The sequence below is a fragment of the Leucobacter sp. UCD-THU genome (assembly GCF_000349545.1).
GTDB lineage: Bacteria > Actinomycetota > Actinomycetes > Actinomycetales > Microbacteriaceae > Leucobacter > Leucobacter muris.
Genome location: NZ_KB714604.1, coordinates 317,931 through 330,512, shown reverse-complemented (window position 1 = coordinate 330,512; position 12,582 = coordinate 317,931). Strand labels below are relative to the sequence as shown.

Annotated in this window: 14 protein-coding genes; 5 read left to right on the top strand and 9 right to left on the bottom strand. The window is 70.5% G+C overall.

The features are described 5' to 3' along the window. Positions 1-81 precede the first annotated feature (81 nt). On the top strand, positions 82-951 hold the full coding sequence (locus H490_RS32910; RefSeq protein WP_017885024.1) for a macro domain-containing protein: 870 nt from the start codon (positions 82-84) through the stop codon (positions 949-951). Between the two features lie 82 nt (positions 952-1,033). On the opposite strand, the gene ftsY is transcribed toward H490_RS32910, so the two are convergent. The 6 genes from ftsY to H490_RS28960 form a co-directional block, all read right to left on the bottom strand. Further along, positions 1,034-1,909, bottom strand: coding sequence for a signal recognition particle-docking protein FtsY (ftsY, locus tag H490_RS28985; RefSeq protein ID WP_017885023.1), 876 nt, complete (start codon positions 1,907-1,909; stop codon positions 1,034-1,036). Positions 1,910-1,947: 38 nt separating this feature from the next. After that, the gene (gene smc, locus H490_RS28980; RefSeq protein ID WP_017885022.1) at positions 1,948-5,658 is read right to left on the bottom strand and encodes a chromosome segregation protein SMC; all 3,711 of its coding nucleotides are present in this window, start codon (positions 5,656-5,658) and stop codon (positions 1,948-1,950) included. A 128-nt stretch (positions 5,659-5,786) separates the two neighbouring features. Continuing rightward, complete coding sequence (locus H490_RS28975; RefSeq protein WP_017885021.1) at positions 5,787-6,185, bottom strand: DUF4260 family protein; 399 nt, start codon at positions 6,183-6,185, stop codon at positions 5,787-5,789. 16 nt (positions 6,186-6,201) lie between these two features. Continuing rightward, on the bottom strand, positions 6,202-6,756 hold the full coding sequence (locus tag H490_RS28970) for a hypothetical protein (RefSeq protein WP_017885020.1): 555 nt from the start codon (positions 6,754-6,756) through the stop codon (positions 6,202-6,204). Between the two features lie 9 nt (positions 6,757-6,765). Next, positions 6,766-7,335: a DUF6434 domain-containing protein gene (locus H490_RS28965; protein WP_017885019.1), complete on the bottom strand. Its 570-nt coding sequence runs from the start codon at positions 7,333-7,335 to the stop codon at positions 6,766-6,768. 78 nt (positions 7,336-7,413) lie between these two features. Then, positions 7,414-8,085 (bottom strand): DUF1345 domain-containing protein, encoded by a 672-nt coding sequence (locus H490_RS28960; RefSeq protein WP_017885018.1) that lies wholly within the window; start codon positions 8,083-8,085, stop codon positions 7,414-7,416. 165 nt (positions 8,086-8,250) lie between these two features. Here H490_RS28960 and H490_RS28955 point away from each other — a divergent pair, with 165 nt between their 5' ends. Then, the gene (locus H490_RS28955) at positions 8,251-8,571 is read left to right on the top strand and encodes a hypothetical protein (protein WP_017885017.1); all 321 of its coding nucleotides are present in this window, start codon (positions 8,251-8,253) and stop codon (positions 8,569-8,571) included. A 35-nt stretch (positions 8,572-8,606) separates the two neighbouring features. Here the strand turns inward: H490_RS28955 and H490_RS28950 are convergent, their stop codons facing one another. Beyond that, complete coding sequence (locus H490_RS28950; protein ID WP_017885016.1) at positions 8,607-9,389, bottom strand: alpha/beta fold hydrolase; 783 nt, start codon at positions 9,387-9,389, stop codon at positions 8,607-8,609. Positions 9,390-9,468: 79 nt separating this feature from the next. Here H490_RS28950 and H490_RS28945 point away from each other — a divergent pair, with 79 nt between their 5' ends. Both H490_RS28945 and H490_RS28940 read left to right on the top strand, forming a co-directional pair. Further along, entirely contained in the window at positions 9,469-9,765 is a 297-nt protein-coding gene (locus H490_RS28945) for a chorismate mutase (protein ID WP_017885015.1), read from the top strand. Positions 9,766-9,808: 43 nt separating this feature from the next. After that, a complete protein-coding gene (locus H490_RS28940) occupies positions 9,809-10,333 on the top strand; it encodes a GNAT family N-acetyltransferase (protein WP_017885014.1) in 525 nt (174 codons plus the stop codon). Positions 10,334-10,418: 85 nt separating this feature from the next. Here H490_RS28940 and H490_RS28935 read toward each other — a convergent pair whose 3' ends face one another. Beyond that, positions 10,419-10,961 (bottom strand): TetR/AcrR family transcriptional regulator, encoded by a 543-nt coding sequence (locus H490_RS28935; RefSeq protein WP_031290241.1) that lies wholly within the window; start codon positions 10,959-10,961, stop codon positions 10,419-10,421. A 53-nt stretch (positions 10,962-11,014) separates the two neighbouring features. On the opposite strand from H490_RS28935, the gene H490_RS28930 reads away from it, so the two are divergent. Continuing rightward, positions 11,015-11,737, top strand: coding sequence for an MBL fold metallo-hydrolase (locus tag H490_RS28930; RefSeq protein ID WP_017885012.1), 723 nt, complete (start codon positions 11,015-11,017; stop codon positions 11,735-11,737). A gap of 69 nt (positions 11,738-11,806) precedes the next feature. On the opposite strand, the gene mutM is transcribed toward H490_RS28930, so the two are convergent. Next, complete coding sequence (gene mutM / locus H490_RS28925) at positions 11,807-12,529, bottom strand: bifunctional DNA-formamidopyrimidine glycosylase/DNA-(apurinic or apyrimidinic site) lyase (RefSeq protein WP_017885011.1); 723 nt, start codon at positions 12,527-12,529, stop codon at positions 11,807-11,809. Between the last annotated feature and the right edge of the window lie 53 nt (positions 12,530-12,582).

Below are 12,582 nucleotides of genomic sequence, written 5' to 3'. Positions count from 1 at the left end.
GGCCGTCAGGCCTCACCTTCAGTCTTACTCCCCTATTTTGCACCGATCGGTCAGTTTCGCTCAGGGCGTGATAATGAGACCATGACCTCACTCACCATCGCACTGGGCGACATCACCCGGCAGCGCGTCGACGCGATCGTGAACCCCGCCAATCGCGCCATGCGCGGCGGAGGCGGCGTCGACGGCGCAATCCACCGGGCTGCAGGACCGTCGCTGCTGCGCGAGTGCGTCGAGCGCTTCCCCGACGGCCTCGCCACCGGCGACGCCGGGTGGACGCCCGGCTGCGAGCTGCCCGCCCGGTGGGTCGTGCACACGGTCGGCCCGGACTTCAGGGCCGGCGAGCGCGATGCGTCGACGCTGGCGTCGTGCTACCGGCGGTCCCTCGAAGTCGCCGAGCGTCTCGGCGCGCGCAGCATCGCCTTCCCCGTGCTCTCCACCGGCACCTACGGCTGGCCGCTCGGGGAAGCGGTCGAGACGGCGATCCGCACCGTCATCTCAGCTGAGGAGTCGGGCCTCACCACTGCCGACGAGGTTCGATTCATCGCGTTTGACGAAGCGATGCTCACACGACTCCAGGCCATGCTCTGGCTCCTGCGCCCACCCGTCCCGGCAGAGGGATCGATCGGCGCCCTCTTCGACGCGGTGCCGCCGAGCACGGATCCGCCGCGCTCGGAGCTGGGCCCCTATCGCGGCGACATCTATCTGGAGGCACTGCTGCGGGGTCGCCTCGCTGATACGCCCGCGTCCCTCGAGCTCGAGGAGGTCAGGCGGGCGCTGCACCACGAGATCGAACGCATCGCCGGCGTCTCGCTCGACCGGCTCGAAGGCGACGGCATCGCCCATGCGTCCGAGCTCAACCCGGGCCACGGCATGTCCGCGGGCATGCTCGCGCTCCGCTGGTGGCGCGAGGTGCGCGTGCCGCTGCTGCTTACAGCGATCCCACGCCGCTGACCCTGCTCGGGCGGCGTCAGCCGACCAGCTGCTGAGCTCGTGGGCGGCGTCAGCCGACCAGCTGTTGAGCTCGTGGGCGGCGTCAGCCGACCAGCTGTTGAGCGAAGACGTGCGGGGTGAAGCCGGTGAGGTCGCCGATGCCCTCGCCCTGCCCCACGAGCTTGATCGGCAGGCCCGTCTTCTGCTGCACGGAGAGCACGAAGCCGCCTTTCGCGGAGCCGTCGAGCTTCGTCAGCACGAGGCCGGTGACCCCCGCGTGCTCGATGAAGGCCTCGGCCTGCGCGAGCCCGTTCTGCCCGGTGGTGGCGTCGAGCACGAGCAGCACCTCGGCGACGGGCGCCTGCTTCTCGATCACGCGGCGCACCTTGCCGAGTTCGTCCATGAGGCCGCCCTTGGTCTGCAGGCGGCCGGCGGTGTCGATGATGGCGATGTCGTAGCTCTCGTTCTTCGCCCGCTCGACGGTCTGGAACGCGACGGACGCGGGATCCTGACCCTGCTGCTGCGGCTTCACGATGTCGACACCGGCCCGCTCGGCCCAGGTGCCGAGCTGCTCGACCGCGGCGGCGCGGAAGGTGTCGGCGGCACCGACCAGGATCTTCTTGTCGAAGGCGGTGAGGTACTTCGCGAACTTGCCGATGGTGGTCGTCTTGCCCACCCCGTTGACGCCGACGACGAGGATCACCGCGGGCCGCTCCGAGAGGTGCAGCGTGGGGTCGTAGGCCGCGAGCCGTTCCTCGATGGCGTCGCGCAGCATGCGGCGCATGTCCTTCACCTCGGTGACGCGGTGGCGTTCGACGTCGGCGCGCAGCTGGTCGAGGATCGACTCGGTGACCTCGGGGCCGAAATCGGCCGTGATGAGCGCGGCCTCGAGATCGTCCCACGTCTCTTCGGTGATGAGCTCCGGGCCCGTGAACAGGGTGCGGAACGCTTTCGAGAAGGACCAGGATCGCTCAGCCATTGCTCAAGTCTATCGAGATCGGTCCACCGGCCACGCGGTCACTCCTCGCGGCCGACGCGCTGACCGACGACCGCGCTGATGCCGTCCTGGCGCATCGAGACGCCGTAGAGCGCGTCGGCGATCTCCATCGTGCGCTTCTGGTGAGTAATCACGATCAGCTGCGAGTTCTCGCGCAGCCGCTCGAAGACCTGCAGCAGGCGCCCGAGGTTCGCGTCGTCGAGCGCGGCCTCGACCTCGTCGACGATGTAGAACGGGCTGGGGCGCGCCTGGAAGATCGCGATGAGCCAGGCGACCGCGGCGAGGGAGCGCTCGCCGCCCGACAGCAGCGACAGGCGCTCGACCTTCTTGCCGGCCGGCTTCACGGCCATGTCGATGCCCGTGTTCAGCAGGTCGTCGGGGTCGCTCAGCGCGATCTCGCCCGAGCCGCCGGGGAAGAGGATCGGGAAGACCTCGGAGAACGCCGCCTTCGTGTCCTCGAAGGCCGCCGCGAAGATGCCCTGCATCTTGCGATCGAGCTCTTCGATGATGGCCAGCAGGTCGGAACGGGTCTTGGCGAGATCCTTCAGCTGCTCGCCGAGGAAGCGGTGGCGCTGCTCCAGCGCCGCGAACTCCTCGAGCGCGAGCGGATTGATGCGGCCGAGCTGCGCGAGCTGCTTCTCTGCCCTAGCGAGACGCCGCTCCTGCTCCGCGCGCACGTAGGGCACGGTGTCATGTTGCGCCGCAGGGGGCGGATCCGCCGGTGCTGCGGGCCCGTCCGACGCCGCGGGCTGCACGCCGGGCAACCCCAGCTCGGCCGCGAGCTCCGCCTCGAGCGCGTTCGCGTATGCGGGTTCGGGATCCGGCTGCACCGCGGCCCGGGGCTCGTCGTCGTGCTGCGCCGGCACCGGGATCCCCACCAGGGGGCCGTACTCGGCGATGAGCACATCCTCCACGAGCCCCAGCTCGTTGCCCGAACGCTCCAGCAGCGCCGAGAGCTGCAGTTTGCGCTCGTAGCTCTTCAGCTCTGCGCCGTGCACGCGCTCGGTGAGGGTCTGCAGCTTCTGCCGCAGCTCCGACTCCTCCGAGCGCAGCAGCGTGAGCTCCTGACTGTGCTTCGCTCGCTGCTGCTCAGCGGTCTGCTGAGCGAGCCGCGCCTCGGTGAGCGAGCGGTCGCAGGCGTCGAGGATCGCGGGCAGCAACTCGGCCACCCGCTCGGCCTGCGCCACCTGCCGCGACCGCAGCACGGCCCGGCGCGCAGCCTCCTCGGCGGCCTGCCGCTCCGCGTCGAACTGATCGGCGAGCGCGCTGCGGCGCGCCTCGGCGGCGCGCGCCCGCTCACGGGCGGTCTCGAGCGCGAGCCGCAGTTCCACCTCGGCCGAACGCGCCCGCTCCAGCTCGGCGAGCAGTTCGTCGCGCTGACTCGCATCGAGGATCGGCCGGGGCTCCGCCTCGGCCGCCTCGAACGCCTGAGCCGCACGATGCGCCTCCGCCGCGGCCTCGCCAACTGACTGCTCGACGGCGACGAGCGCCTGCCGGGCACGCTCCGTCTCGGCCTGCGCGGCCTCGGCCCGGGTGGAGAGCCGATTGCGCTCCTTCGCGGCCTCCGCGAGACGCGCGTCGGCGGCACGCAGCTCGGCGAACGCCTGCTGGGCGTCGGTCTTGGCGCGCGCCGCCGCCTCACGCAGTTCGGCGAGCTCGGCCTCCGTCTCGGCGATCCGCTCCGCCACGCGGGTGCGAGCCTGCTCCGCCTGCTCCAGCTCGGCGGTGAGCTCGATGCGCGACGGCGCCAGGCCCGATCCACCGCTCAGCGTGTGCTCGGTGAGCACGTCTCCCCCGCCGGTGACCACGGTGTAGGCGCCGCCGGGCCACCGCTCGCGCAGGGCATCGGAGACGCGGATCGCCGACGCCAGGTCTTCCACGATGTAGCTGCGGGCCAGCAGACCGCGCACCCCGGCGGGCGCATCCACGATCACGTCGACGGCCCTGGTCGCGCCGTCGATCTCGGGGCCGGCACCCGCAGCGGGATCCGCATCGCCCCGCGCACCGCCAGCCAGCACCGCCCGCAGCCGGCCGAGATCGCGCTCGTGCGCCGCCGCAACGGCGAGGCCCGCAGCCGCCGCCGATTCGGCGAGCAGCGCGTCGCCGAAGACGCCCAGCGCCGCACCGACCGCTGCCTCCGCTCCCTCGCGCACCCGCACATGGTCGGAGACACGGCCCGCGATCCCGTTCGGCGCATCGGCGAGCAGCGCCCCCGACGCGTCGCGCTGATCCAGCGAGCGGGTGAGAGCGCTCACCCGCGCCTCCAGGCCCGCCCGTTCCTGCTCGAGGGCGTGCAGCCGGTCCCGCGCCTCATCGCGGCGCTGCTCCGCATCGCCCTGCCGCTCCTGCGCGGCACGGTAGGCGGCATCCCAGTCGGCGATGCGGTCGCCGTCGCCGGCCGTCGCCGCACCCGGATCCTCAGCCTCCGCGCGCTCCTCGAAACCCGCAAGCTCACCGCGAGCCGCCTCAGCCCGCTCCTCGGCCTGCGCCACCGCGTGCTGCCGCCGCGCCAACTCCTGCGCCACGGTCGCACGCTTCTGCTCGGCCGTCTCGGCCCGCCCCCGCAACTGCGACAGCTGCAGATCGTGCCTCGACACGAGCGCGCTCTGCGCCGCGATGTGCTCGTCGATCGCGTCGAGCGCGCGCTGCGCCTGCCGCGTCACCGCACCGCCCTGCTGCCACGCCGCCTCCGCCTCCGGAATCAGCGTCTCCAGCGCGCGCACCTCCTCGGCGGCCTCCTCAACGGCCGCGCGCGTCACACGGTTCACCTGCTCGGGGGCCTCCGCCTGCGTCGCCAGGAAGGTGAGCCGCTGCTGCGCCTGCGAGAACAGGCCCCGCAGCTTCGACTGAGCCGACTCCAGGCCGATCGTCACGCGCCGCGCCGCATCGAGCTCGTCGCTCTGCTGCTCCTGCTCCAGACGCTGCACGCGCAGCTGCTTCTGCTCCGCCTGCTCCTGCAGCACGATCCGCTCCGAGTGCCGCTCGGCCTCATCCTTCGCCAGCTCGTCGAGTTCGGCGCGCAGCCGCGCGACATCGTCGGCGAGCAGCCGCGCCTTCGCGTCGCGCACCTCCGCCGCGATCGTCTGCGCCTGCCGCGCCACCTCGGCCTGACGCCCCAGCGGCTTCAATTGGCGGCGGATCTCACCCGCGAGATCATTCAACCGGGTGAGGTTCGTCTCCATCGCGTCGAGCTTGCGCAGCGTGCGCTCCTTGCGACGACGATGCTTGAGAATGCCCGCGGCCTCCTCGATGAAGCCCCGGCGATCCTCCGGAGTCGCGCGCAGCACCGCGTCGAGCTGCCCCTGGCCCACGATCACGTGCATCTCGCGGCCCAGACCCGAATCGCTCAGCAGCTCCTGCACATCGAGCAGGCGGCAGCTCTCGCCGTTGATCGCGTACTCGCTCGACCCGTTGCGGAACAGGGTGCGGCTGATCGTCACCTCGGTGTACTCGATCGGCAGCGCTCCGTCGGAGTTATCGATCGTGAGGCGCACCTCCGCCCGGCCGAGCGGGCCGCGGGTGGAGGTGCCCGCGAAGATCACGTCCTCCATCTTGCCGCCGCGCAGCGTCTTCGCGCCCTGCTCGCCCATCACCCAGGCGAGGGCGTCGACCACGTTCGACTTGCCCGAACCGTTCGGGCCGACGATGGCGGTGACCCCGGGCTCGAACTGGAACGTGGTCGGCTGGGCGAAGGACTTGAAGCCCTTGAGCGTGAGGCTCTTGAGGTGCACGCCGCCGCCTTTCCGTCTCTCGCTCGGCCGACAGGGATCCGTCGATCTCTACGACTGTACCCGGCCCACGGCCGGTTGCCCGCTATTGCGAGAACACGAGAACCGCGGCGGCGAGGTCCGCCCCGGGCTCACCCCAGCACGCTGCCCACCGGGATGATGTCGCCGTCGGCGTCGCGGAAGCCGTACCCGAAGGCGCGATCCGCCGCGATGTGCACGAACCAGGCCGCGCCCGCGAGCGCGAGCGGCCAGAAGCCGCCTGCGAAGCCGCCCGTGACGAAGAACGCGATCGCCCCGAGCGCGAGCATCGCGAGCGGCACCGGCATCGAGTGCAGGGTGTTGTAGAGCCGCACGCGCTCGGGCTTGAGTCGACCCTGCGCGGCGAAACCGCCGATGAGCGCCGCATCGGGCAGCACCGCGAAGAGCACCGTGACCCCCACGGCCGGCCAGCCGAGCGCCACGCACGCCAGCACGATGAAACCGAACCAGACGAGGGCGCTCATGCCCCAGCTCACACGCATGAAGTTCATGGGTCAATGCTATTGCTCACCCCGCGGTCTGCTGGGCCGCGATCCAGCACCCGGCGAAGAGCAGGATCACCCCCGCCAGCAGCGTCCAGAACACCCGCCTGCCGCGCGGCGTCACCGACCAGATCGCGAGGCCGTAACCGATCGCCCCGGTCAGGAAGTACGGGAACCCCGCGAAGAAGAGCACGAGGAAGACCCCCACTCCCCCCGTGCTCGGGTCGAGGAGCCGGTTCGCCGCCTCGACCAGGATCGCCAGCACGAACGCTGCGGCGAGCGCGATGCCGCTGAACAGCAGCGCCTGCCCGAACGGGTAGAAGCGCCGCAGCCAGGGGCCGAGCACCGCCGCGGTCGCGATCATCACGAGCAGCTGCGGGATTCCGAACCAGACCAGGTTGAGCGTGGCCTGGGGCATGGGACTGTCACCGAGCAGGCCGAAGAGCGTGATCACCAGCACCACGCAGAGCCCGGCGACGATCGCCCCGAGCGCCGAGCGCCACGCGATCCCCCACCGCGAGAGCAGAAGCCACGGGTGATCCGGAGGCAGCCCGGGCTCGGTCTGATGCAGGTCGACCATGCCCTCGCCCTACGCTCGGCCGCGCTCGTCGACGGGGCGTGCGCGGTACTCCCGCCAAGCGGCGAGCAGATCCTCGCGGCTGCCATCCGGGTGGGCGGTATGCCAGGCCCGGGTGAAGCGGTTGTACTCGAACTGGGCGTCGATGCCGCGTTTCCCCTGCTCACGCGTCGCGACCCAGTGCTCGAGGGCGTGCTGCAGGGTCTGCGTGCCATCCGAGGCCGCGAAGAAGGCGCGCATCTCGGCGTCGAAGTGGAAGCCCGGCCCCACCTGCTCAGCCATCCACGCCCGCACCGTCTGGCTGCACCGCTGACCCGCCGGGATCAGGGTCTCGGGCGTCAGCTCACCCGCGAGCTGACGTCCACCGGTGCGCCTCCGCTGCGACGGCTCGACGAACTCGCGGCCGTCGAGGCGAGCAGCGATCCGCTCCGTCAGCAGTTCTTTGCCGCCGGTGGTGCGGATGCCGAGCGACCGCGCGAAGTCGCTCAGTTCGTCTTTCAGCCAGTACCAGCGTCGCAGCTCGTCGCCGGAGAGCCCCGGGGTGAGCGCTGGGCGGGCCGAGCCCGGCGAAGACTGAGTCATCCCCTCACCCTACCGATGGGCGCACGCGGCGCTCGCACCGGAGCCCGGGCGGTCACCCCGGGCCGTCATCCCAGGCCGTCATCCCAGACCCGAGATGAGATTGACGACGTTCGCGATGATGCCGACGCCGAAGAGATAGCCGAGCAGCGTCTGCGCGATCACGACCCGGCGCAGATCCGAACTGCTCACGTTCGTGTCGGCCACCTGATAGGTCATTCCGAGCCCCACCGAGAAGTAGGCGAAGTCGGTGTACTGCGGCGGATCCGCCTGATTGAAGTCGATACCGCCGCGCGGTGCGCCATCGGGGCCGCTCCCGTAGTAGAGCGCGGCATACCGCAGCATGTAGTCGGTGTGGATCAGCGCCCAGGAGCTCGCAACGCTAAGCAGCGCGATCCCCGCGAGCAGGTATGCCTCGATCCCGTCGGCTCGCTGCGCCTGCGCCGCGACCACCGCGACGGCGACGAGGCTCGCGACGCTGCCGGCCACGGCGACCACGCGCGCGAGCCCGCGCCCCGGATCCTCGGCGGTCGCGTGCGCCCTCGTCTGCTGCGGGTTCATGCGCCAGACCACCAGCAGCACCCAGACCACGTTGATGAGCGCCACGAGCCCCCAGCCCGCGAGCAGTCCCGCAGCGACTCCGAGCGAGGGGGCCACGACGGCCCCCGCACCGATGCCGAGCAGGATGGAGACGCAGGAACGCAGCCGCAGATGCGCGTGCGCATGCGCACCTGCGGAGACTTTCGGGCCCATGCGCGCAGTCTATTTCGAAGCGGCGGCCGGCACACGCGCGTGCCAGCGCTCGTGGCTGCCCCGGCCGGGGAACGGCGTCGTGCCGCGTAGGATGAGGTCAGGCACGCATGGAACGGCGAACGCCTCGGCCGCCTCAGCCTCCGTCTCGATGCCGCGTACTGCGGGTTGCTCGGCGCGGGCGTCGCACTCGCCGCCCCGGCGATCGCGCCCACCCTCGCGCTGCCGGCATGGCTGGTCGCCGCCGTCGGCGTCGCCGTGGTCGTCTGCGCCGGCCTGATCCTGCTCATGCTCGCGAGACTTCCGCTGCGCACCGCGCTCCGGCTGGTGATGATCGCGAACCTGCTCGCCGCCGCCGCGGTCGCTGCGGTCTCGGCGACGGGCGCCGCGGTGCTGGTCGCCCTCGCCGTGCTCGCCATCGCCGTCGATATCGCCCTCTTCGCCGCCAGCCAGGCCGTCGCGCTGCGACGCCTGCAGCCGGCGAGCTGAGCCCCCTGCGGAACCTTCGGTGCCGCGAAGGAGCCTCAGCGAGCGACGGCCGTCCGGTCGAGCCAGTCGCGCAGCAGGGCGCCGACGACCGCCGGCTGTTCCAGGTGCACATTGTGCCCGGCGGCGTCGAGCACGACGAACGCACCCCGCGTGTAGTGGTCTCGCAGCGCCAGGCCGTCCTCGAAACCGACGACGTGGTCCTGCCTGCCGAAAACGTGCAGCGACGGCGCATCGAAGGGCTCCGCGGCGCCCGCCTCAGGAGAGTAGGCGTGCGTGTACTTCGCCGCGATCCGCCCCATGACCCGCTGATCCGCACCGCGCAGACCCGGCAGCGCGGAGGTGAGGAACGCGTCGAGGGCCGCCTCGCTCTGCACGACCGCCATCTCCTCGAAATCCGCCCGCGCCTCCCCCGCCCGCACGAGCACCTCGTCGTCGAGCACGACCGCCTGACGGTCGGGACAGATGCGCCGCGAACGATCCGGCTCGAACATCCCGCCGAGCGTCGCAAGACCCAGGCACTGCGCCGGCAGCGCGTGCGCGAGGTGGCGCGCGACCATCGCTCCGAACGAGTTGCCGATCACCGCGAAGGGCGCCTCGCCGATCGTGCCACGGACCTCGGCGAGCACCGCGTCCGCAAGCTCACGCGGGGTGCGCTCGCCGGTGTCCGCAGCGCCCTCCGCCCATGGAAGGTCGAGGTAGATGCGCTGCCACCCCCGGTTCGCGAGATCGTCGTCGAGCGGCAGCATGATGCGGTGATCCACACCGAAGCCGTGAATCGCGATGAGCGGGGTTCCCTCGCCGAGGATCTGCGCAATCATCGTTCAAGGGTATCGGCGCAGGCGCCTGGCCTGCCCCGAGACCGGGGCTCGAGACCTGCACCCCGACTATATTGATGCGATGAGCACCGACCCGGTTCAGAGCCTCACCCTCGACCATGTGCGCGAGCAGATCGACGCGATCGATCAGCGCATCGTCTCACTCATCGCCGAGCGGCAGCGGTGGGTGCTCACGGCTGGTTCCCTCAAGCAGAACGAGGGCGAGGTGCGGGCGCCCGCCAGGGTGGAGCAGGTCATCGAGAAGGCGCGGGGCCTCGCCGAGGAGCGCGGGGCCTCCCCCGAGGTGGTCGAGGCCGCGTACCGTGCCCTCATCGGAGCCTCCATCGATCTCGAACTGCGGCAGCACCGAGCAGGCTAGCGGCCCGAACCCTGGCATACCCGGCGCCTGCGACAATGGTCGGATGCGTCTCGAAACCCCGCGCCTGCAACTTCGCGAGCTGAACGAGGGCGACCTGCCCGCGCTCCGCGCGATCCTGCAGGACGAGCAGACGATGACCGCCTACGAGGGCGCGTTCGACGAGCCGATGGTGCGCGGCTGGCTGCAGCGCATGCGCGAGCGGTATCGGGAGGACGGCTTCGGGCTGTGGGCCGTCGAGCTGAGTGACACCGGCGAGATGATCGGGCAGTGCGGGCTCACCCGGCAGCGCATCCTCGGCGCCGACGTCATCGAGGTCGGCTACCTCTTCAACCGCGCCCACTGGCACCGCGGATACGCCGTCGAAGCGGCCACCGCCTGCCGCGAGTACGCCTTCGATCAGCTCGCCGCCGAGCGGGTGTGGGCGCAGGTGCGCGACACCAATCTCGCCTCGATGAACGTCGCGATCCGCCTCGGCATGACCGTCCGCGGACGCTTCGTGAAGCACTACCGCGGCGTTGAGATGCCGCATCTGGCGTTCGCGGTGGATCGGCCGCGCTCGGGCTGTTGATCCCCATCGCGGTTCGCGTGGACGATCTGCTGCAGACAGCAGGCTTCTGCGTCTCACGCTTCAGTCGGGACCTGGAGACCGCGCCTCAGCGCGAGCGCGCTATCGCTTCGAGAATTCTCTCGAGCCCGAAACGCCACGCCTCCTCCACATCTCCGTCCAGGCGGAAACCCCCGTTGTTCTCCATGATGATGAAGCCCGTCGCCCACGCAGTGAGGGTGCGAGCAGCGTCAAGCCCTCGAGCTTCGCCGCAGAGGGCCCGTGTAGCGTCGATCACCGGCTGCGTGACCGCCGCCGTCGCCGCGAGACTCGCAACCGGAACACCTGCACCGGGAGCCATGATCAGTTGGAATGCGGCAGGATGCAGATGCCCGAAGCTGCGAAACGCTTCCGCAAGGCGGTAGAGGTCGGGAGCCGCCCTCAACGCATCGGACAGGTCGCTCAGCGCAGCTTCAGCGACGAGTCGGATCAGTTCGTCTCGATTTCCGACGCGCTTGTAGAGAGAAGGCGCACGAACTCCCACACGCTGAGCAACGCTCTGCATGGTCAAGCCGGGCAATCCGTCGGATTCCACAAGCTGCCGGGCAGCATGCACGATCGCACCCAGGGAAGTCTTGTCAGGAGCTGGCATCCCCCAAGTATAGCTATTGACAGTAGCCTTCATGGCTATATATCTTAGCCTTCATGAAGCTGAGCACCCATCTCTACCGAGTCGGCAATGACATCGTGGCCGCCTACCTCGTCGTCACCCCCGAGGGAGTCACGATCATCGATGCGGGGCTCTCCGGCCACTGGCGCGATCTCCGCGCCGAACTCACAGTTGCGGGCAGAACCCTGGGCGACGTCAAGGGCATCATTCTGACGCACGGCGACTCCGACCACCTCGGCTTCGCTGAACGCCTGCGCCGGCACCTCGGAATACCCGTCTACGTCCACCACGCAGATGCAGCGCGTGCCATGGGCGGACCGAAGCCGCCCAACGCCAAGCAGCAGATGAGATTCCTGCCCCTCGTCGAATTCCTGACATACGCCCTCCGCAAAGGCGGACTTCGCACTTCGTGGCTCACCCGCACGATCGACGTGCGCGACGGAGAAGTCCTGGATCTTCCGGGATCCCCCCGCATCATCGGCCTTCCAGGGCACTCCGAGGGCAGCATCGCCGTGCATGTTCCGCTCGCCGACGCAGTGTTCGTCGGCGATGGACTCACGACACGCAACGTCCTGACCGGCGTGACCGGCCCCCAGCCCGCGCCGTTCACCGATGACCCAGAGCAAGCCATCGCTTCTCTCCAGAATCTGCTCCCGACCGAAGCGACATGGGTACTCCCCGGACACGGCGCCCCCTGGAAGGACGGCATCACCGCCGCCGTGCGTGCAACCGCTGCGGCCTCGACGGCCCGGCCCTAGCACTCCGCCGCGGCGGCGCACCGCCAGAGGGAGCAGCGAATCGGACCGGGCGGATCCTGCCCCAACGCCTCAGACAGAGGTGCGGGACCGCGGGGCGGAGCCCCTTTTCTGGCACCGCGAGCAGAAGTGCGAGGAGCGTCCGCCGATGACGATGCGCCGGATCGGCCCCCCGCAGCGCGGGCACGGCTGCCCGGTGCGGCCGTAGGCGTTGAGCGAGTGCGCAAAATAACCCGCCTGACCGTTCACGTTGACGTACTGGGCGTCGAAGCTCGTGCCGCCCTCGGCGAGCGCCTTCGCGAACACGTCGCGCAGCGCGGCGAGCAGCTCGCGGGCCTTGCGCGGCCCGACCGACGTGCCCGCCGTCTCGGGGTGCAGTCGCGCCCGCCACAGGGCCTCGTCGGCGTAGATGTTGCCGACGCCGCTCACGAGCCCCTGGTCGAGCAGCAGCTTCTTCACACCGGCGCTGCGGGAGCGCAGCGCCGCGATGAAGCCGATGTCGTCGAAGAGCGGATCGAGCGGGTCGCGCGCGATGTGGCGCGCCTGGCTCGGGATCGCGCCGCCGCCCGCGGCCTCGACGAGCGCGTCGAGCGCCAGCGAGCCGAAGAGCCGTTGGTCGGCGAAATCGAGACGCAGGTCGCCGTGCTCGGGGTGCTCGATCCAGAGCCGCACGCGCACGTGCCGGTCGTCGGGCGCTTCGAGCGAGCGCAGTAGCAGCTGCCCGCTCATGCCGAGGTGCGCGAGGAGCGCCGATCCGGGAGCGCCGCCGTTCGGGTTCGCTACGGGGATCCACATGAACTTACCGCGCCGCTGAAAAGCGGTCCGAAAAGCTTGCGCTCGGAGATGCC